This window comes from Hymenobacter sp. YC55, from assembly GCF_029433095.1.
In the GTDB taxonomy this organism is placed as follows: Bacteria; Bacteroidota; Bacteroidia; order Cytophagales; family Hymenobacteraceae; genus Hymenobacter.
In genome coordinates this window covers 411,366-431,777 of record NZ_JARNTX010000004.1, presented here as the reverse complement: position 1 = coordinate 431,777, position 20,412 = coordinate 411,366, and the positions used below count along the sequence as shown (strand labels likewise).

The window sequence follows — 20,412 nt, the reverse complement described above, 5'->3', positions numbered from 1 at the left end:
GCCACTTCATTAGTACACCACCCATGATTACTGAAACCATCGACCAGATTCGCCTCACGCAATACAGCCACGGAGCTGGCTGCGGCTGCAAAATTGCGCCCAAGGTGCTCGACCAGATTCTGCATACCAGCATTCCGCAACCCCACGACGACAAGCTTCTGGTTGGCAACTCTTCCCGCGACGATGCCGCCGTGTACGACATTGGGGGCGGACAGGCCATTATCAGCACCACCGACTTCTTCATGCCCATTGTCGATGATGCCTATGATTTCGGGCGCATTGCCTCGGCCAATGCCATTTCTGACGTGTATGCCATGGGCGGCCGGCCGGTTATGGCTATTGCGGTGCTAGGTTGGCCTATCGATAAGCTGGCCCCTGAAGTGGCGCGCCGCGTAATCGAAGGCAGCCGTAGTATCTGCCAAGAAGCGGGCATTCCGCTGGCCGGCGGCCACAGCATCGATTCGCCGGAGCCTATTTTCGGGCTAGCAGTAACCGGAATGCTGGCCATAGAAAACCTCAAGCAAAACGATACGGCCACCGCGGGCTGCGAATTGTACCTCACCAAGCCTTTAGGCGTCGGGATGTTGACCACGGCACAAAAGCGCGGCATTCTGCGGCCCGAAGACGAAGCTATTGCTCCGCGCAGCATGATGCAGCTCAACAAAATAGGCGCTGACCTAGGCAAGCTGACCGCCGTGCGCGCCATGACCGACGTAACCGGATTCGGCTTGCTGGGCCACCTTTCCGAGGTTTGTGAAGGCAGCAACCTCACGGCCGAAGTGGAATTCAGTGCCGTCCCACTTATTCCCGAGGCCGAGTTGTACCGAGCGCAAAAAGCTATTCCGGGCGGCACAGTCCGCAACTGGGATTCTTACGGCCACAAGATTGGCACCATCACCGACGAGCAGCGTGCCTGGCTTTGTGATCCGCAAACCTCGGGTGGCTTACTCGTTTGCGTCGAGCCTGCTGGCCGAGAGGAAGTACAAGCTGTTTTCAAGCAGCATGGGTTGGCGCTAGAGCCTTTTGGCGTGCTGCGTGCCCACCAGCCCGACGAAGCCTGGATTCAGGTTCGGTAAGCAGTGAAGACTGTTTCGCTGTTGCGGCCTCTACTGGAGTTCGGAGCCGTTGTCGTAGCCCTAATTGTGGGGCTACGACTCATTACGGGCATTTTTGGAGGGCGCCGCAAGATGTACCGGGTTTCATTTCAGCGGCAAGTTGCCCTGCTGTTTTGGCCGCTGCTCTGTTTGAGTGTGGGGCTGCCTTTCCTGGTGTCGTTTCTGTTTGCAGGCGCTTTATCCACTTACGAGTTAGTACTGCTACTACTGATTTCGGCGCTGGTGTTGGGGTTTGCTGGCCCAGCTTTATTGCTGCATCTGCACTACTATTTGCATAACCACAACACCGAACTGCTATTCGAACCTAAGCAAAACGTGTTGGAGGTATACCAGGATGGACAGCGCATACCTTTCACCCGAGCCGATATAAACAAGGTGGTTTATGCCCGCTGTACTTCCCGGCGCTTGTTCTGGAGCAATTACGAATATGTGCAGCTACACCTACAAAGCGGGCAGATACTTACTATAACATCTCTGCTGCTAAAGCTGAACCCGTTAGCCGACTTCTTGCGCAACACACATCTAGAATCCCGTCAGTACCTTTTCTGCACTGTCCGCTCATAATCGTAACCTTCTGTCGCTGCGTTGATGAAGGCTACAAGGCTGATGAATTTTAAATTGAAGCCTGGTAATTAGAATAGTATGCAGCCTTTGTGTAGTAGTATAGTAATCTGCCAAAATCTTGAATAGGACAGCCAGTAGAACCGAGCTGATGGAGGTTGGAACTACCTAGTCACAAAGCAAACTAGCTGCTGGCTGCGAGCAGATGTGCTGCTTAGTCCCGACCTTTGCCCCCTCCTTCTGCTTCTACTTCAACTATGCACCTTCATCATCGCGAAATAGGTCAGGGTACTCCTTTAGTAATTCTGCACGGCCTCTTCGGCACCCTCGACAACTGGCAGACCCTAGCCCGCCGTTGGGCCGACGCAGGGCATCGAGTCATAAGTGTTGATTTGCGCAATCACGGCCGTTCTTTTCACACGCCTGAGCACACCTACGAGTTGATGAGCGACGATGTGCTTGCGTTATTTGACAGCCTGCAGCTTGGCCCCGACGCTACGCTACTCGGCCATAGCATGGGTGGCAAAGTAGCCATGCGCTTCGCCCTCGACCACCCTGAACAACTAGCCCGACTGATCGTGTTAGACATTGCGCCTCGGTTTTCTGATATGGCGCATCAAGACGAGATTTTGGCAGGGCTGAATGCGGTGAATCTTCATGTACTTGAAAGTCGCCAACAAGCCGATGAGGCCTTGGCGGTTCATATTCCACAACCCGGAGTACGGCAGTTCCTGCTCAAAAATCTTTACCGGCAGGAAGATAATTCTTTTGCCTGGCGTCAAAACTTAAGCGCCCTCACCCAGAACATAAGCTCTATCGGTGCTGAAATTAGTGGTCCGGCACCCTTCCTCAAGCCGGCACTCTTTATCCGCGGCGGCAAGTCCGACTACGTTACTACCGAAGACAAGCTCTATGGTATCCCGGCTTTGTTTCCCAACTCACAAGTGGAAACCATAGTCGACGCTGGTCATTGGGTACACGCCGAAAAGCCAGACGAAGTGTTCGAACTAGTGCAAGCATTTGCCAAGAGCTAGCTGGTGCTTGCTTTCTAGATACCCGTTGCTGGACACACACGCATTGCTAATAATGCGCTGTGTTCCTGTGGTTATTGTTCCATGCTTAACTCTTGATTTTCACCTTGAAGCCCGGCACCCTTTACCTCATCCCCACCATTCTGGCCGACGAGACGGCGCCGCAGGTGCTACCGCCCCAGATTGCCGTGCACGTAGCCGCGCTGTCGTATTTCTTAGTGGAAAATGCTCGTACAGCCCGGCGCTTCATCAAAAGTGTAGCACCTACTCAGGTAATCGAGGACCTGCGTATCAGCGTTATCGACAAAGACAGTACCGAAGCGCAAATACAGGCGGCCCTGAAGCCGGTACTAGCCGGGCAGGATGCGGGAGTTATTTCGGAAGCCGGCTGTCCGGGCATTGCCGACCCAGGTGCCGAGTTAGCCCGGGCAGCGCATACCCTCGGTGTTCGTGTGGTGCCGCTGGTAGGACCCAGTAGTTTGCTACTTGCCCTTATGGCTTCGGGTATGAACGGGCAGAGCTTCACCTTTCATGGCTACTTGCCCATTGACCGGAGCCGGCGTGCGGCGGCCATCAAACAGTTGGAAAAGCTGGCACTGGCCCAACATCAAACCCAGCTCTTTATCGAAACGCCGTACCGCAACATGCAATTGCTGGAAGATCTGCTAAGTCAACTGCATTCGGCTACTCGCTTGTGCATTGCCGCCAGCCTTACGGCCCCCAACGAATATGTGCGCACCAATACCATAGCCGGCTGGAAAAAAGCCGGGCTGCCTGAGATTCACAAGCAGCCCGCTGTATTCCTGGTAGGTAGATAGTTGGAAGCTTGTAAGCAGGTTATTTCAATACCTGATACACCAGCAGTGAAGCCAGATAAGCCAGCCCCGACATGTAGAAAAGCTGGAGCAGCGGCCACGTCCAGCCTTTGGTTTCGCGGTAAGTGGTAGCCAAGGTGCTCATGCACTGCATGGCAAACACATAGAAAACCAGCAGAGAGCCTGCGCGAGCGGGCGTGAAGAACGGCTGCCCATCGGGTCCTTTTTCGGCGGCCAGCTTTTGCTGTACTGTTAGTTCGTTGGCGTCCTGCCCCACGCTGTAGATGGTCGACATGGTGCCTACAAACACTTCCCGCGCTGCAAAGGAAGTCAGCAGCGAAATACCAATTTTCCAGTCGAAGCCCAACGGGCGAATAGCGGGCTCAATCAGGTGGCCAAACTGCCCCGCGTAGGAGGACTCCAACTTTTCGGAAGCAATGTGCGACTCCACTTCTGCCTCGCTCATGCGCTGTGCAGTGGCGCTTGTACGAGCCCGTTGCTCGGCTTGCTCCAGGGCGTTGCCAGGACCATATGATGCTAGCACCCACAGTATTACCGATATGGCCACGATAACCTTACCGGCCTGGAACACAAAGGCCTTCACCTTCTCCACGATGGTCAAGCCCACGTTTTTCCAACGCGGCCAACGGTACACCGGAAACTCCATAATGAAGTAGCTCCGCTCCTTGGTTTTCATGAACAGCTTCAGTACCCAAGCAGACCCAACCGCCGATACAAAGCCCAGCAGGTACAACCCCATCAACGCCACGCCCCGCAGATTGAAGACCCCAAGCACCGGCTGATCGGGTACCACCAAACCGATAAGCACTGTGTATACCGGGATACGCGCGGAGCAGCTCATCAGCGGCGTAACGAAGATGGTAATCATCCGGTCCTTGCGGTTCTCGATAGTACGAGCACTCATGATGGCCGGCACCGCGCACGCCATACCCGAAATCAGAGGCACAACGCTTTTACCATTCAACCCGAACTTACGCATGATGCGGTCCATCATGAACGTAACGCGCGCCATGTAGCCGGTTTCTTCCAATACCGCAATAAAAGCGAATAGCAAGGCAATCTGCGGGATGAAAATCAGCACCCCACCTAGGCCGGCGAGTACCCCTTCTGTCAGCAAACTAATAAGAGGCCCGTTGAAATTCGACTGAATCAAGCTGTTGATCCAAGCTACCCCCTGATCAATGAGCTCCATCGGGTAGCTGGCCCAGGAGAATACCGCTTGAAACAGCAAAAACAGAATTAGCAGAAAGATCAAGTAGCCCCACACACGGTGAGTTAGCACTCGGTCGAGGCGGTTGCTGTACGGCTCGGCTTTTTCGGTACGCGTCACCGACACGGCATCCAGCAACAACTCATTGATGCGGTTGTAGCGGTCGATGGTTTCCTGGGCCTGCCGGGCAGTGGGCTCGAAATTATATTTAGCTACAAGCTCTCCGATATACGCCTTGTCATCAGCGCTCAAGAAACTGATGTGGCGAAACTGATGCGCATAGTGCAGCGCCAAGTAGTCGTTGTGCAGATTGAAGTAATACCGAATCTGCCGCAGCATTGGCAGCAGCGTTTCGTCGGGCTCATAAAACCGGTTGGTGCCCGCATCGAGCTGTTGCGCCATCACAATTTTAAGTGCCGCTACCCCAATACCCTTGCGGGCATTCATAGGAATAACAGGCACGCCTAACTCTTGCTGCAATGCATCCAAATCGATATTGATGCCGTGCTGGGCGGCCACATCCATCATGTTTAGCGCAAGCACTAAAGGCAGGCCCAGATCCGCAAGCTGCGTAAACAGCAGCAAATTGCGACGCAGATTGCTGGCGTCGGCTGTCACAACCACAAAGTCTGGATACTGCGCCGAGGCCCGGTCGTAGAGCAGGTCAGTAATTACCTTCTCATCCAAACTCTTGGGATAGAGCGAATACGTACCCGGCAAATCGATGATTTCGGCGCGGTGGTGCGGCGTGAGCTGGCTTACACCGGTTTTACGGTCTACCGTTACGCCAGGAAAGTTGCCGACTTTTTGATTAAGCCCCGTTAGCTGATTGAAAAGCGACGTTTTACCTGAATTAGGATTGCCAATCAGCGCTATTCGCGTAAGGCCACGTGAGGCCGCACCAGTGGCTTCTAATGTGGCGGCCGAAGCAGCCGCACCAGCAGGCGCGATACGAATTCCGGCACTACTCATGCGCGGTTACTCCTTCAATAAGATAGTAGCTGCTTCACTCACCCGCAGCGATAAGGTGTAATCGGCTGTCTCGCCTACCACCAATGTAATAGGGCAGCCCAAGGGTGCCCGGCTATTGAGCCGTACCTGTGTGCCCGGAATACATCCCATTTCCAACAGCTTGAGTGCCATTTCCGGGTCTTTCAAACAGCAGATCGTACCACTCTCGCCTAAACGCAGATCTTTTACGCTCCGAGGAGCAACAACAGTTTGGGCGGAGGTGGAGCGAGCAGACACGGCAGCAGAGTTATTTAGACTTACTTTAAACAAAGGTACAACCCATTTAGGTTTCGCCCAAGTCAACTCAATTACCAGAATTACTGTACCTCAGCCTTATAAATATTCCTTCTCATAATTGCATTTTTATAAATATTTTAAGAAAACGTGCCGAAAATTGGTGTTATCATTTTACTTTTGGGATATAACACTAGCCTGATAACATATGCTCCAACGCGTACTTGCTTTCGTCACCTTTCTTTTGCTGTTACCAGCACTGGGCATGGCCCAGGAGAATCGTCTGTCCGGTCGCATTGTCGACCAGAAGACGAAAGAGCCCATCCCTTTTGCCTCCATTGGATTGAAAGAGGAACAGACCGGTGCTCTTACCAACGAGTATGGCTTTTTCCAGATGGCGATGCCAGAGAAAAATGCTCAAGACTCACTTATCGTATTAGCCTTGGGTTACAAGCGCGTGGCAGTACTTGTAAAACGTGGTAATGCCAACCTTGCCGACCTTATCATTGAAGTGCCTAAGCGCGTTATCGAGCTGGCCAACGTAACCGTGAAAGGTGGCAAAGTTAAAGATCTGTCTCTTGGCTCGAAAGCTGCGGCGCCGGGCGAAGGTATGATTCAAGGCATGCCAGGTAGCCAATATGCCTTCTTTGTGAAAAACGATAAAAACAAGAAGCTTGGCAACGTGCGCTCCGTTTCGTTCTACATTGGGGAAAACGGTTTTCCTCGTGAGCCTTTCCGGGTGCGCCTTTACAAAGCCGATGGCAACTACAACTCGCCCAACACCGACATCCTCACTGAAAACGTAGTGGTTTCGGCTCCTAAAGGTGGTGACTGGTACACTATTGACTTGACGCCCTACAACATCGAAGCACCTACAGAAGGCTTCTTTGTAGCTATGGAGTGGATCGTAAGCGGCGACAAGTTCTACACCACCAACTTCATGGACACCTACACGCCCTATGGTCAAATCATGCGTCCAACCTTCGAGTTTAAGGAAAGCCGGACTTGGAGCTACACCATGGGCAAAGGATGGAGCCTACTGACGCTAGCCAGCAATGGTCAGCGCTACAACGCCATGATCAAAGCAGAAGTAGACCAGATCAAGGACTAATCTTCACTTCTGGTTATCAGATAATTATACTTATAGTTATCGTCTGAATAAGTTTATAAACAAACAAGAAAGGCCCGTTTCTTTAGGAAGCGGGCCTTTCTTGTTTTGCGTCAGAGTTCTGTGCTAGCACGTCTTTTTACGAGCCAGCACTTATTGACTTATTTTATTATTTGATGACTGCGATTTCTACACGCCGGTTCTGCTGGCGTCCTTCAGGAGTAGCATTGCTAGCAACAGGAGCCGCCTCGCCCATAGGCTCGATGCTGATACGATCGGCGCTGATGCTAGCGTTGGAAGTAAGCCAGTTTCGTACCGCTTCGGCACGTTGGGCGCTTAGCTCCTTATTGTAATTTTTATCACCGCGAGAATCGGCAAATCCCATAACGCGAACTTGGCTTTTACCGTAACGGCGCCCGATAGAGCCTCCTATTTCAGATAAAGCACGCGTAGCAGTCGGCTTGATGGTGGCTTTGTCGGTGTCAAACAAAACAGTCTCTTCCAAGCCGTATACACTGTATTTGTCGTCACCGCGGACCGAAATTTCAGGCAAATCAATTTCCTCGTATTTCACGTCCGCCAGCTTGGCTTTGGTCATATCCCAGGCAGCATCCACAGAGTTAGCAGCGCTGTTGGCGGCACCCTTAGCAGCGTCAGCTACCGAAGCTCCTTCACGATACACGACTGCTGTGTCGGTGGTAGCTTCTTGAGGTTCATCTTTCTCTTGAGGCTTTTTCAAGTCGTTGCAAGACGATGCAAATAGGGCCGTTAGAGCTAAGGCCGAGAAGAGAGTCTTTTTCATAACAAAAGGCGTTTGAGTGGTTATGTGGGAAAAGGAGAATTTGAAGCGCTTACGCAGGCAAGCACTAGAGGTTGGCTATATACAGCGCAAACAGCGCCGGGCCCGGTAGCATGCCACATAGTGCACGTACCGGGCCCGGCAGGTAAATAGAGCTTGTTGTAGAGGGGCTACTTCACTTGTGCTCGAACAGTTATCCAGCTTCGAATGAATTCAAGTGCCGCTGCCGAAAAGGTTTCGCGTCGCTGACCGTTGACTAGCGCCCACTCTGTGGGCTCGCCCTGGAATTGATGGTTCACGCCTGACAACTTTTTACTAGTCAGGTCGCGGCTATTATGCAGTGCTTTAGCAAGAGGAGTTAGGTTGGCATCCGCGGCTACGTTTAAGTCGGCCGTTCCGTTCAGTAGTAACACCGGACACTTCACTTCATCAAGAAGAATCGTGGGATTGAAATTTAGGAAATTCCGGTAATGGAAAGACGTCAATTCATTGGCACGGTTCTGCGCAGTTACACTATCGAGAGTAGCATCATTTTTCCGCATCATGCGCACCAAAATGCTACGTGCCTTCTTTATATCTGGCGTCATGCGCACTACTTCCTGCATAGCCTGCTGCTGCTTGCTGAAGGCAACTACATCAGGCTCCTGCACTCCAATTGCTCGCAGAATAGCTTGTTGCTGCTGTAAAATAACAGTGTTACCTGGTAAACCATAGGCAGCTAATGTCACTACAAAAGCAGGTGGCAATGGTTGGCTAGCTGTCAATAGGGCCACATTACCACCCTGGCCGTGCCCTATCACCCCAATCCGAGTACCGTCTATTTCGGGGCGGGTGCGCAGGTAGTTGAGTCCTGCCTGTACGTCAGTTACTAGCTCGCTAGGAGGAGTGGTGTTGAAATCACCGCCGGATACCCCAACTCCCCGATCATCAAAGCGAAGTACGGCAATACCCCGCCGGGTTAGGTAATCAGCTAAGGCTCCCATAGGACGGTACTCACCCGTAGTAGCGTCTCGGTCTTGAGGGCCCGCATCAGAAACTAAAACTACGGCTGGAAATGGTCCTGGGCCAGCGGGCACGGTTAGCATCCCTCCCAAGCGCAGGTTCACCGGCGTATTCGTGTACACTACTTCCTCCTCCCGGTAAGGTGGTGTAAGCCGCGCCTTAGGCGCCGTATCAATGGCTGCCGGGGAGAAGTTAAGAGTCAGCGGCGATTCGTACCCGGGCTGACGCCAAACACCTACTACTTTTTTTCCGTCAGCGGCCATCTTACCCACAAAACGACTACCAGCTTCTTCGGCCGCGAAGATTACGGTGTCGTTCCGCACTTCGACCTGCACTGCCATGCGACTAACTTTTTGCATGGGCACATCAAGAGTAGCAAAGTATGAGCCGCCAGTAAGACTAACGAGCCGGAATATTACTTCCAACTGCCCACCGGGCATCTTGAGTGGACCTTTCCACAAGCCATCCAAAGCAGGGGCAGCTATCGTTACCGATGCACTTAGAGTCCACAGCAGCAGCGACAGACACAAGCGCGACAGACACGAATGAATGAACTTTCTCATTGAAGCGGAGTAGTGGAATACAACTATAGAATCTAAAAAGAATTAAAAACAGGGCAAATCCTCTTTATAGGACAAGCACTCACTTTCACGCAAGATACTTGGTTTATCTTGTTCTCCGCTTACTATTTTTCTAACAATAACTGTTTTGATGAATTTTACACCTCTTGTTATTCTGCAAAAAACACTCGTTTTACTCGTTCACTCACGTTGGTTAATAGCTCGTATGGAATGGTGCCAATACGCCCTGCTAGTTCCGACAGCGGCAATTGCGAACCGAATATTTCCGCTGTGTCGCCGGCCTGCGCTGCCGCAATTTGGGTTACATCAACCATGCACATATCCATGCACACATTGCCGATGATGGGTGCGCGCTGCCCTCGCACGACTACCTCGCCGGCACCATTGCTAAAGCGCCGGTCGTAGCCATCGGCATAACCGATAGCCAAGGTGGCAATGCGCCGCTCGTAATCGACGGCTTGGCCCCGACGACCATAGCCGACAGTCTCGCCGGGTGGTAGCGTTTTCACCTGCGAAATAGTAGTGCGAAGAGAACTTACAGGATGCAAAGCTTCTTGCTCGCGCCCGGTGGCTTCCACCCCATAAAGACCGATACCCAAACGCACCATATCGAACTGCGCCTCCGGAAACCGCAGGATACCAGCCGAATTGAGTGCATGCTTGAGTATAGGGTAACCGAGGGTTTCTTCAAGCAATGGCGTCATGCGCTGGAAAGCGGCTAGCTGCTGCTGCGAAAAGCTGTTGTGTTGCTCTTCATCGGCGCCAGCTAGATGGGTAAGGGCACTGGCGACGCGCAAGTGGGTGGCATTTTCGCGTAGTAAGCTGCACAGCTCCGGCAAGTCAGACTCTGCAAAGCCTAAGCGGCGCATGCCGGTATCGAGCTTGAGGTGAATGGCAGGCAACGGCTGCTGACGAGCGGCAGCTAAATAGTCGTGGAGTCGCTCGAAAGAATATATTTCGGGCTCCAAATGATACTGACGCAGCACCTGGAAAGCATCGGGCGAGGGATTCATCACCATGATGGGTAGGCTAATACCGTTCTGGCGTAAATCCACGCCCTCGTCGGTGTAGGCCACCGCGAGGTAGTCGACGCGGTGAAACTGCAGCAGGTTGGCTACTTCGTAGGAACCACTACCATAGGCGAAGGCCTTCACCATTACCATGAGCTTGGTACCTGGCTTTATGCGGCTGCGGTAGAAGTTCAAGTTCTGAACTAGGGCTTCTAGGTTCACCTCGAGCACCGTGCCGTGAATTTTCTGCTGAAAGGCCGCTACAATCCGCTCGAACCCAAACCGGCGCGCGCCCTTCACCAAGATGGTTTCCTGCCGAAAGGTGTCGGGCTGAAAACTGCGTAGAAAATCGTCGGTGGTATCGTAGAAAGCAGTGTGCACCGTCTGGAAAACCGCTTGGTGCTGTTGAATCTCGGAGCCAATACCTACCAACCGCTCGACGCCGTGCGTAGCTAGCCGGGCGGCTACGCGGGCGTAGAGGTCGGCGCCAGCAAGGCCCGATTCCAGCACGTCGCTTAAGATAAGGGTGCGGCGGCCGCGGCGGGGCTGACGGGCTAGCGCATCGAGGGCGAGGTTAAGCCCCGCAAGGTCGTTGTTGTAAGTGTCGTCGAGAACGTAGCAGTCGTTGAGGGCCTGCTTCATTTCCAGGCGCATGGCCACCGGGTGGAGTCGGTCGAGGCGGTGCTGGATTTCGGCAGCCGGTACTTGGTGCCACAGTAACACCGATAAGGCGTGCAGCGCATTTTCCACCGAAGGCTCGTCGGCGAATGGCAGTGTGAAGGTATGCTCTTGCGGCAGCGGGCGGGCTAGGTTTACGCGCACCACGGTGCGGTCGGCGGAGGCTTCGGCTACCGTTATGGCCACATTCGCCTGGTGCAGCTGCTGGCGGCTCCACGTGAAGGTGCGGTGCTCGGGCAGATGCCGCTGCACAACTTCGTGAATCAACTCGTGGTCGAGGCAGTAGAACAGCGTGTCTACGCCGAGGAAGAGTTGCATCTTCTCTTCTACTTTCTCTAAGTGATTGGCAAAACCAGCGTCGTGAGCGGTACCGATGTTGGTGAACAACCCCAACGTAGGCTGTATCACGCGGGCCAAACGAGCCATTTCGCCGCGCTCCGAAATACCCGCTTCAAAGATGCCAAGCGTATGCGTAGCGTTTAGCTCCCATACGCTCAGCGGCACGCCTACTTGCGAGTTGTAGGAACGGGGGCTCTTGCAAATCAACTCATCGGGGGCCAGCAACTGCGCCAGCCATTCTTTCACAATGGTTTTGCCGTTGGAGCCCGTGATGCCAAGCACCGGCAGGCGGAAGTGGCGCCGATGCTCGGCGGCTACAGTTTGCAAGGCCGTTAAGGCCTCACCGACAAGTAGAAACCCTGCTTCGGGATACGCTGCCAAACCGCCTGGGATTTCCTCTTGGCTGTCAACTACAAATAGCCGTACCCCGCGCTGGTAGAGCTCGGGTAAGTACAAGTGGCCGTTGTGCTGGGGCCCGCGCAGCGCGAAAAACAAGCTGCCCGCCGCCTGCCCGACGCGGCGGCTATCAAGCAGCAGGTGGTGCAGAGGCGCGGGGCCAGCGGGAGTGGAAAGCAAGGTGCCGTGAGTGAGGGCAGGGAGGTCGGCGAAATCAAGCATGATGAGGCAAAGGTAAAGCAGAACGAAGAGTCGCACGGGGTATGCGCTTCGCGGGAAGGCCCGTACCTTTGCGGCTTGCTTCTTATTACTACCGCTACTTGAAACTTTCTCGTCACCACTTGGCCGCGCTGGCGGCTTTCCTTGTCTGGGGCTTCTTCCCGATTCCCTTGCGGATGCTTACTGGCTATGCCAGCGGCCAAATCCTGTTTTTCCGCATCCTGCTTTCTTTGGTGCTACTCCTGCTGATCCATGGTTTGGGCCGACGGGCGGCGGTGCGCGCCGTAGTACAGCAGTGGCAAACGGCAGCTACCGCGGAGCGGCGGCGCGTGGCCACCAGCACAATAGTGGGCGGCTTATTGCTGACCGCCAACTGGCTGTTGTTCATTTATGTGGTCAACGAAGTAAGCGTGCAGGCCGGTTCATTTGCCTACCTGATCTGCCCCATCCTCACGGCCCTGCTTGGGTTTGCTTTGCTAGGTGAAAAGCTGCGCCCCAACCAGTGGGTAGCCATCGGTCTAAGTGCCCTAAGCTGCGCTCTGTTGGGAGTTGGTGAGCTGCGGACGCTCTTGATGAGCTTGGTAGTGGCCTTTACATATGCGCTCTACCTCATTACGCAGCGTCGCCTGCAAGGCTACGACCGGCTGGTGCTGCTTACGGTGCAGCTAGGGCTGGCTTCGTTGGTAGTGCTCCCTCTGGCACCGCTGCTAGGAGCGCAACCTCTCGCTGGCTTTGCCGATGCGCATTTGTTGCTGTTTGCGGCTATTCTGAGCGTGGGATTCACGGTGTTTCCGCTGTTCCTGAACTTGTACGCCCTCAATGCACTACCCTCCGGCACGGTCGGCATTCTGATGTACACAAACCCGATTGTAAGCTTTGCGCTGGCTTTTCTGTACTTCGGGGAAGAAGCCTCTCTTACGCAAGCCGTGGCCTACGGGGTGATTTTGCTGTCGGTGGCACTCTACAACCTGAATTTGACGTTTGGTAAAGTGCCTGATTCTCTTGTGCGTTCCTCGCAAGGGCAGGAAGCTAGGGGGTGAGGCGTATCGTTGTTACCTTCGGGCGCTTTTGAAGTAGTACGGCTTATGGGTGAGGGCGTGGGGCAGAAGGCAAGCTTCCACAAACATGCGCCAAACACTAGCCTAACTACTTGCTGCTTATGTATCAGTACCTGAATTTCATATTCTCCTGCTAATGACTACCGTTTCCTCTGCACCAACGGCCGTTGTGCCGGTTGCCGCGCCGCTGTGGCAGCGGGCACTGCCCCACCTGCTGGCCGTGCTGATTTTCATGGGGCTGGCTGTGCTCTACTTCTCCCCTATCGTTTTCGAAGGCAAAACGCTAAGCCAGCACGACATTGTGCAGTTCAACGGGGGCGCGCATGAGTTACAGTTGGCACGGGCAGCCGGCCACGAAGTCCTCTGGACCAACTCCATGTTTTCGGGGATGCCAACCTACCTCATCAGCACCCGCTTCCCTGGCGACTTAAGCAACTACCTGCACACCATCTTCACGCTGGGCATGCCGGCAGTGGTAGCCAACCTGTTTTTGGCGCTGCTGTGCGGCTATATCTTATTTGTGGCCTTGGGTCTCTCGCCTACCGTGAGTGGCGTGGGCGCCATAGCGCTAGGTTTCACGAGCTACAACATTGTAATTCTGGCCGCTGGTCATAATACTAAGAGCCTAGCGCTGGCCTATGCGCCGCTGGTGCTGGCTGGTTTGCTGGTGGCGTTTCGGCGCAACAAGTGGTTGGGCACGGTCTTGTTTGCTTTGGGGCTGGCCATGAATGTGCGCTCCAACCACTTGCAAATCACGTATTATCTGCTGCTGCTGGTACTGGTATTCGGGGTGGTAGAATTGATTTTTGCGGTGCGCGAGAAGCGTCTCGCTGATTTCTTGGGGCGTTCGGTGCTACTAGGGGTGGCTGCCCTGTTGGCTGTTGGCGTGAGCTTCGGCCGTCTCTACACCACTGCTGAATATGGTAAGTACAGCATCCGGGGCCGTTCGGAACTGAAAACACCCGCTCCAGCAGCTCCCGGTGAACAAGCCCCACCCGCCGGCGACGACGGCGGTACTGGCGGCTCGGGTCTGGACCGGGAATATGCGTTCAGCTACAGCTACGGTATCGGTGAAACCATCACCCTGCTGATTCCGAACTTCTACGGCGGTGCTTCCCAAATGAAGCTGAGCGACAATTCGGCCACCGGCAAAGCGCTTAGTGGTCTGGGCCTCCCGCCGGTTCAACTCAGCGACTACCTGGCTCACATGCCCACATACTGGGGCGACCAGCCCATTACCAGCGGCCCGGTGTATGTAGGCGCCATCGTCTGCTTCCTGTTTGTACTAGGGCTCCTAGTGGCTGATCGACGGACGCGCACTTGGCTGGCGGCCGGCACGCTGCTTTCGTTGATGCTGGCTTGGGGCAAGAACTTCGAGACATTCAACTACTTGATGTTTGACTACTTCCCCGGCTACAACAAGTTCCGGGCAGTGAGTATGGCTCTCGTAATTGCGCAACTAGCAATGCCCTTGCTGGCCGTGCTGGCACTCGGCCGCGTGCTGCGGAACCGCGTAGCTAGCAAGCCAGTGGCGGGTGCCAGCACCCACCCAAGCTTAGCGGCCCTCACGGCCAAAACCACCGACGCGCCCGAAACCGCCGACCTCAAGCGCAAGGTTCTGCTGGCGCTCGGTGTTACGGTAGGCGTCTGCGTACTGGCGTTCCTGGCTGGATTAGGCGCCGATTTTTCGTCGCCGATTGATGCGCAGCTGCAGCAGCAGGGTTTCCCGGTAGACGCTTTGCGCCAAGACCGTGCCTCGCTTATGCGCGCCGATGTGCTCCGCTCTATCGTGTTCATCTTGTTGGCAGCCGGTGCGCTCTGGTTCTATTTGCAGCGCAAGTTGTCGGCGGCCGCAGCGGGCGCGCTAGTGGCTGTTCTAACGCTGGTAGATTTATGGGGCGTTGATAAGCGCTACCTCAACGAGGCTAACTTTCAAAACGAGACCGTAGCGCAGCAGTTTGTGCCTTCGGCCGCCGATCAGCAGATTTTGCAAGACAAGGACCTCAGCTACCGAGTACTCAACTTGGCAAACCCGTTCAACGAAGCGCAGACCTCGTACTTCCATAAGAGCATTGGGGGCTATCACGGCGCCAAACTGCGGCGCTATCAGGAGCTGATTGAGCGGCAAATTTCGCGCAACAACTTGCAGGTGCTGAACATGCTGAACACGCGCTACATCATTCAGCCCGCGCAGCCAGCCAGCCAGGAAGGGCAACCCGGCCAGCCCGAGCAGGCGCAGCGCAACCCTGGCGCTCTGGGCAATGCGTGGTTTGTAAACGAAGTGCAGAAAGTGCAGAACCCCGACCAGGAAATCAACGCTTTGACCAATCTCAATACGGCCACTACCGCGGTAGTCGATGCATCGAAGTTCCCGCTAAACAAAACCAGCTACAACGCGCCCGGCTCTACCATTGCCCTCACCAAGTACGAGCCCGATGCGCTAACCTACCGTGCCACCGCCACGGCCGATGCCTTCGTGGTGTTCTCGGAAATCTATTACGCCGACGGCTGGAATGCTTACCTCGACGGCAAAAAGGTGCCGTATGTGCGCGCCAACTACGTGCTGCGCGCCATGCCCCTGCCGGCGGGCACTCACACCATCGAGTTCAAGTTCGAGCCAACCGAGTACGCCATCGGCAACACCGTATCCTTGGTGTCGTCGGTGCTGCTGATTCTGGCGCTGGTGGGCGCGGTGGTATATGCCGTGCGGCGTAAAAGCACTCCGGAGCCATCTTTCGTATAGATTGGCAAGGACCAACTTAAAAGGGAGCAGGGTCTGGCAGTGTTTCATTTGAATGACACTGCCAGACCCTGCTCCCTTTTAGGCCCTGAGCCGCGGTGAAAACTATATGGGCATGATCATTCAACAACTAGCAGAACCCGAAGCGGAACGTCGTGGCATTCGGCTGCTGCTGCTGCGCGACGATCTGGCCCATCCGGAGCTACCCGGCAACAAGTGGCGCAAGCTGAAATACAACTTGATGGAAGCCCGGCAGCAAGGCTATGACACACTGCTGACGTTCGGGGGCGCTTTTTCCAACCACATAGCCGCCGTGGCGGCTGCGGGCCGATTGCAGGGTTGGCGTACTATTGGCGTTATCCGCGGGGAAGAAACATTACCGCTCAACTCCACGCTAGCCCGCGTCGTGGCCGAAGGTATGCACCTGCGCTACCTCGACCGCAGCACCTACCGCCGCAAGCAAGAGCCAGCCTTTCTGGCCGAACTGCTACGCGAAACGGGCCCGGCTTATGTCATCCCTGAGGGTGGTTCCAACGTGTTGGCCTTGCCGGGCTGCGCCGAGTTGGTGACGGAACTGGCTGCGGAAACAAACTTCGATTACCTCTGCGTGGCCTGCGGTACGGGCGGCACTTTGGCCGGCTTGCTGACGGCGTTAGGTCAGCGCCAAGCAGTAGGTGTATCGGCCCTGAAAGGCGGCGAGTTTCTCCGGTCTGACATCGACCAGCTAACGCAGGCTGCCACCGGCCAAACCCATAGCAGCTACGAATTGCGCACCGAGTATCATTTCGGCGGGTACGCACATTTCTCGGCGGAGCTACTCCGGTTTATCGAAGATTTTGAAGCTCGGCACGGTGTACTGCTCGACCCTATCTATACGGGCAAGCTGTTGTATGGCATCTTGGATTTGCTGCGGCAAGACTACTTCGAGGCAGGCTCTACGGTGGTAGCGGTGCACACCGGGGGCTTGCAAGGCTGGACTGGCTTCAAGCAGCGGTTCGAGAGCCGCAGTAGCTGGTGGCCCACCGGAATCTAGAAGCTACCAGCCTCGCGCTTTCCGAGCGCTACGAGCTTACGCTCCAACCGACGCAGCAAGGGCTGAGCTCCGAGTGCAGCCAACAGAAACCAGTGGGACAGTACCGGCGCGGAAAACCGAACATCCCAATCCTCTACTGTCAGCATCACTACCAAGGCTTGCAGCAAAATCACGGTGGCGGCATACACCCGCACCGGCCGAGCTACTACCTGACGAGCTAAGCCGCGCACCGCCAACCAATAAAGAACTGGCAGCGCAAAAGCCAGCAGCGCGCAGTGCAAGGTTGAATAATAAGGCTTCGGGAAACCCATAAAATAGGCGAGCTTGAGACTAGCTAGCTGTGCGAAATACTGCGGGTTGTGCCAGATAAAAAAGCCTAGCCGCCAAAGCGGCGAAGCAGTAGAAGCAGGCAATTGAAGGGGCGCAGCCGAGTGAATGTTGCTTGCGCTGTCACCATAGATGATGATGCCCTGCTGGTAGGTTTCAATCAGCGTAAACGTGCGCAGCAGCCCGTTGAGGCCAACCCAGGCAAGTGGCAGACAAACCAGAGCAGCTAGCAGCAATAACGCGTTTCGCCAGCGGGGCTTTCGTTCCTGCAACCATACCAACGCAGCCAGTCCGGCGGCGCCCACCGCTACAAAGCCATTCGGGCGGACGGTAGCCGTGACCACCAGCACGGCTAGGGCCAACGCAGCCCCGCCCACAGTCCGCGCCCGTGCCACCAGCCACAACGACAACACCAGCAGACTGGTAAACAACGACTCGGTTAGCAGAAACACGTTGAAATGCTGGATATCCGGCCAGGCCACAAACAGTAGCCCAGCCAGCGCAGCCGTAACCCAATGGCCACCGCTCAGCCGCCAAGCCGTGCCATACAGCGCCCGCGCCGCCAACCCCGACAGTGCTATTTGCGCCAGCGCAATAACTGAAGTCCCCAACTTCAGCTTCAGAAACACACTCAAAAACAGCGGGTAGCCCACATACCGCAGGTAATGCCCCTCGGCGAAAGTGCCCGTAGCAGCCAGTTGCTCAGCGTATTTTAAGTATTGCTTGCTGTCGGTGGTGAGTTGGATGCCGTGGTGAGAGTGCCAGCACCAGAGTTGCACCAACAGCCACAGCCCCGCCAGCAACCAGCCATGCCAGCGCCGCAGCCAGTGCCAAACAGCGGCGGCCAGATGAGAACGAGCAGGTAGCACAGCATGAGGCATATCAACCGGAATCTGGCAAAGCTACTGCGCCCTCCGCGCTAACCAATGGCAGCGGCCTTCCAAGCGAAACTTCTGCTATTGCCGTACTATAGCGGAGTTTTCATCGTATTCTTCTTATGTCATTTTCCCTTTTACTGCGCCGTCTGGTGCCACTTTTGTTTTTAGTGGGGCTAGGCTGGTTTCTCTGGACGAAGGTCCGCCCGGCGCTGGACACCCTAGAAAACCCACTAGACCCGGCACCACGCATCACCGTCACGCACAACACGGTACTGGAAAAAGTGGAAAGCTTGGGCCGCCTAGAGTTGGTACGCTACCGATTCAAAGACGTAGTGGAGTACAAGAAAAGCACCTACCGCTTCCTACCCGACGCCAAAGTAGCCCTCATCGTGGCCGGCGACGCCGTCGGGTGCCTGGATCTGCGGAAGGTGCGTGCGCAGGACGTGGTATTTGAAGGCGACTCAGTGGTGCGCGTAGCACTACCACCCGCCGAGCTATGCACCTGGAAAATCGACCATAGCGCTAGTCGGGTTTATAGCGTGGAAAACGGCTTTCTTCAGGATGCCGAGCTAGTTGATGCCGGCTACAAATACGCCGAAACGAACGTGCGGCGTTCCGCTCTGCAATCGGGTATCCTGGCCCAAACCGAGCAGAACGCTCAACAAATTCTCAGGCCCATGCTCGAAACTATGACCGGCCGCCGCGTTGTGCTCACCCGCCAAACCGCCGCGCCGCAGCTACCTACCCAACGCTAATCTTCTTTCGCCATGAAAGTCGTTAAATATGAGCGCAGCTTACAATGGGTGGGGCATTTACACTGCCCTACCTGCAAGCAAAACAACTTGGCCTGGCGCTCCCGCGACATGAGCGAAGCCTTTCCGCATTTCTATTTCTCGCTGTGATTGCAGCTGCCTGCGTAGCAGTAGTTTAGCATTGGCGCAAAGCACTATCTTAGCGCTAACACGCTCGATACCAGGAAGCAGCCGCGTTTTCTGTCGTGGCACCCCTGCGTGTTTCTTGTCTACAACCTTCTTTCGACACGATTATGCAGCATGCTTTCGGCCTCGACATTCCCCGCACGCTAGAAGAGGTGTGCCACCCGCACCGCATGGCCCTTGTGGTGTATGACATGCAAATCGGCATCCTGCGCCAAATCAAGAACGGGCAGGAAATTACGGCGAAAGTGCTACAGGTAGTGGAAGCGGCCCGGCGAGCAGGTATTCGCGTAATCTTTATGCGGCACATGTCGGTGCCTAAGGAGCTGATGGGGGTGGCACAGCTGCGCATGGCCATGGCCTGGCAACGCACCAATTCCGTGGACGACATCAACCCCTGGTTTTTGCCGAGTAACCCCGCTTTTCAGCTGACGCCTGAGCTGCAACCCTTGCCGAGCGAGGCAATTTTCGACAAGATTACCATGTCAGCCTTCGAGGGCACGCCGCTCAACATCGTGTTGCGCGACTGTGGCATCAATGCGTTTGCTATTGTGGGCGTGGCCACCGAAATAGGCATCGACCCTACCGTGCGCCACGCCTCCGACTTAGGCTATATTCCGGTGATAGTAACCGACGCCTGCGGCGCTGGCCACGCCGAAGCCGCCCGCCAATCTATTGCCAACCTCGAGTTTGCCGGCGACGCGCTATTCACCGACGTAGCCAGCATTTGCCAGGTGTTTGAATCGTTGGCCGCCAAGTCAAATGCCGCTGATGCAGAAGTTGGCCGTTAATCTTCGTCTTCTTCGGGTGCTTTGCCTAAATCATCGAGCGCCATTTTTATGAGGTCCGATTCGTAGCCTTTGCCGGTGAGGTACACCTGAATCTTCTGGCGGCGGATGCGGGGGTTGCGCTCCTTTTCCTGGCGGTCTTTCTTTTCCAACACATTCAGCAGGTTCTGGTAGTACTCGTCGCCGTCGATTTCCTTGAGCCCCGACTTAATGCAGAACTCGGAAATGCCCTTCTGCTTCAGTTCCTGCGTGATGCGCCGGCGCCCCCATTTCTTGTTGCGGTAGTGGCCGCGCACAAATGCTTTGGCGTAGCGCTCCTCGTCGAGCAGCTTTTCCCGGCTTAGTCGGATAATAATTTCCCCTGCTTCGTCTTCGTCCAGGCCATATTCACGCAGCTTGCTTTCCACCTCTTTCTGGTTGCGCTCCTGGTAGGCGCAAAAAGCGGCTATTTTGTGAAGGGCTTCGCCGGGCGTGTAGGTTTTCTTCTTTTTTTCGGACTGATTCATAGGGAAAGATAACGCCG

General features: G+C 55.2%; 18 protein-coding genes. 11 read left to right on the top strand and 7 right to left on the bottom strand.

Annotation, left to right across the window (positions count from 1 at the left end):
- Positions 1-23: 23 nt before the first annotated feature.
- The 4 genes from selD (at position 24) to P1X16_RS24415 (ending at position 3,525) form a co-directional block, all read left to right on the top strand.
- Positions 24-1,076, top strand: coding sequence for a selenide, water dikinase SelD (selD, locus tag P1X16_RS24430; RefSeq protein WP_277234708.1), 1,053 nt, complete (start codon positions 24-26; stop codon positions 1,074-1,076).
- 3 nt (positions 1,077-1,079) lie between these two features.
- Positions 1,080-1,679 carry a hypothetical protein gene (locus P1X16_RS24425; protein ID WP_277234706.1) on the top strand — a complete coding sequence of 200 codons (600 nt, stop codon included), beginning with the start codon at positions 1,080-1,082 and terminating at the stop codon, positions 1,677-1,679.
- Between the two features lie 254 nt (positions 1,680-1,933).
- Positions 1,934-2,710 (top strand): alpha/beta fold hydrolase, encoded by a 777-nt coding sequence (locus P1X16_RS24420; protein WP_277234704.1) that lies wholly within the window; start codon positions 1,934-1,936, stop codon positions 2,708-2,710.
- Positions 2,711-2,802: 92 nt separating this feature from the next.
- Complete coding sequence (locus P1X16_RS24415; protein WP_277234702.1) at positions 2,803-3,525, top strand: SAM-dependent methyltransferase; 723 nt, start codon at positions 2,803-2,805, stop codon at positions 3,523-3,525.
- Between the two features lie 19 nt (positions 3,526-3,544).
- On the opposite strand, the gene feoB is transcribed toward P1X16_RS24415, so the two are convergent.
- The gene (feoB, locus tag P1X16_RS24410) at positions 3,545-5,725 is read right to left on the bottom strand and encodes a ferrous iron transport protein B (RefSeq protein ID WP_277234700.1); all 2,181 of its coding nucleotides are present in this window, start codon (positions 5,723-5,725) and stop codon (positions 3,545-3,547) included.
- A 6-nt stretch (positions 5,726-5,731) separates the two neighbouring features.
- Positions 5,732-6,001, bottom strand: coding sequence for a FeoA family protein (locus P1X16_RS24405; protein ID WP_277234698.1), 270 nt, complete (start codon positions 5,999-6,001; stop codon positions 5,732-5,734).
- A 205-nt stretch (positions 6,002-6,206) separates the two neighbouring features.
- Between P1X16_RS24405 and P1X16_RS24400 the strand changes: the two genes are divergently transcribed.
- On the top strand, positions 6,207-7,109 hold the full coding sequence (locus P1X16_RS24400; RefSeq protein WP_277234696.1) for a carboxypeptidase-like regulatory domain-containing protein: 903 nt from the start codon (positions 6,207-6,209) through the stop codon (positions 7,107-7,109).
- 166 nt (positions 7,110-7,275) lie between these two features.
- Here the strand turns inward: P1X16_RS24400 and P1X16_RS24395 are convergent, their stop codons facing one another.
- The 3 genes from P1X16_RS24395 to P1X16_RS24385 form a co-directional block, all read right to left on the bottom strand.
- Positions 7,276-7,908 (bottom strand): OmpA family protein, encoded by a 633-nt coding sequence (locus P1X16_RS24395; protein ID WP_277234694.1) that lies wholly within the window; start codon positions 7,906-7,908, stop codon positions 7,276-7,278.
- Between the two features lie 167 nt (positions 7,909-8,075).
- Positions 8,076-9,470: an alpha/beta hydrolase gene (locus P1X16_RS24390; protein ID WP_277234692.1), complete on the bottom strand. Its 1,395-nt coding sequence runs from the start codon at positions 9,468-9,470 to the stop codon at positions 8,076-8,078.
- Positions 9,471-9,637: 167 nt separating this feature from the next.
- Positions 9,638-12,133 carry a bifunctional UDP-N-acetylmuramoyl-tripeptide:D-alanyl-D-alanine ligase/alanine racemase gene (locus P1X16_RS24385; RefSeq protein ID WP_277234689.1) on the bottom strand — a complete coding sequence of 832 codons (2,496 nt, stop codon included), beginning with the start codon at positions 12,131-12,133 and terminating at the stop codon, positions 9,638-9,640.
- Between the two features lie 98 nt (positions 12,134-12,231).
- On the opposite strand from P1X16_RS24385, the gene P1X16_RS24380 reads away from it, so the two are divergent.
- The 3 genes from P1X16_RS24380 to P1X16_RS24370 all read left to right on the top strand — a co-directional run bounded on the left by P1X16_RS24380 (position 12,232) and on the right by P1X16_RS24370 (position 16,961).
- Positions 12,232-13,170, top strand: a complete 939-nt coding sequence (locus P1X16_RS24380; RefSeq protein WP_277234688.1) for an EamA family transporter — start codon at positions 12,232-12,234, stop codon at positions 13,168-13,170.
- 154 nt (positions 13,171-13,324) lie between these two features.
- Positions 13,325-15,931: a YfhO family protein gene (locus tag P1X16_RS24375; RefSeq protein ID WP_277234686.1), complete on the top strand. Its 2,607-nt coding sequence runs from the start codon at positions 13,325-13,327 to the stop codon at positions 15,929-15,931.
- Between the two features lie 112 nt (positions 15,932-16,043).
- Positions 16,044-16,961: a pyridoxal-phosphate dependent enzyme gene (locus tag P1X16_RS24370; protein ID WP_277234684.1), complete on the top strand. Its 918-nt coding sequence runs from the start codon at positions 16,044-16,046 to the stop codon at positions 16,959-16,961.
- Here P1X16_RS24370 and P1X16_RS24365 read toward each other — a convergent pair.
- On the bottom strand, positions 16,958-18,169 hold the full coding sequence (locus P1X16_RS24365) for a hypothetical protein (RefSeq protein WP_277234683.1): 1,212 nt from the start codon (positions 18,167-18,169) through the stop codon (positions 16,958-16,960). The two genes, P1X16_RS24370 and P1X16_RS24365, sit on opposite strands and share 4 nt — an antisense overlap.
- Before the next feature lie 116 nt (positions 18,170-18,285).
- Here P1X16_RS24365 and P1X16_RS24360 point away from each other — a divergent pair, with 116 nt between their 5' ends.
- From P1X16_RS24360 to P1X16_RS24350, 3 genes are all read left to right on the top strand, one after another.
- Entirely contained in the window at positions 18,286-18,921 is a 636-nt protein-coding gene (locus P1X16_RS24360) for a DUF4230 domain-containing protein (protein WP_277234681.1), read from the top strand.
- 12 nt (positions 18,922-18,933) lie between these two features.
- Positions 18,934-19,068 (top strand): hypothetical protein, encoded by a 135-nt coding sequence (locus P1X16_RS24355; RefSeq protein ID WP_277234679.1) that lies wholly within the window; start codon positions 18,934-18,936, stop codon positions 19,066-19,068.
- A 143-nt stretch (positions 19,069-19,211) separates the two neighbouring features.
- Positions 19,212-19,892 carry a cysteine hydrolase gene (locus P1X16_RS24350; RefSeq protein ID WP_277234677.1) on the top strand — a complete coding sequence of 227 codons (681 nt, stop codon included), beginning with the start codon at positions 19,212-19,214 and terminating at the stop codon, positions 19,890-19,892.
- On the opposite strand, the gene P1X16_RS24345 is transcribed toward P1X16_RS24350, so the two are convergent.
- Positions 19,889-20,395 carry a regulatory protein RecX gene (locus P1X16_RS24345; protein ID WP_277234675.1) on the bottom strand — a complete coding sequence of 169 codons (507 nt, stop codon included), beginning with the start codon at positions 20,393-20,395 and terminating at the stop codon, positions 19,889-19,891. The two genes, P1X16_RS24350 and P1X16_RS24345, sit on opposite strands and share 4 nt — an antisense overlap.
- Positions 20,396-20,412 lie beyond the last annotated feature (17 nt).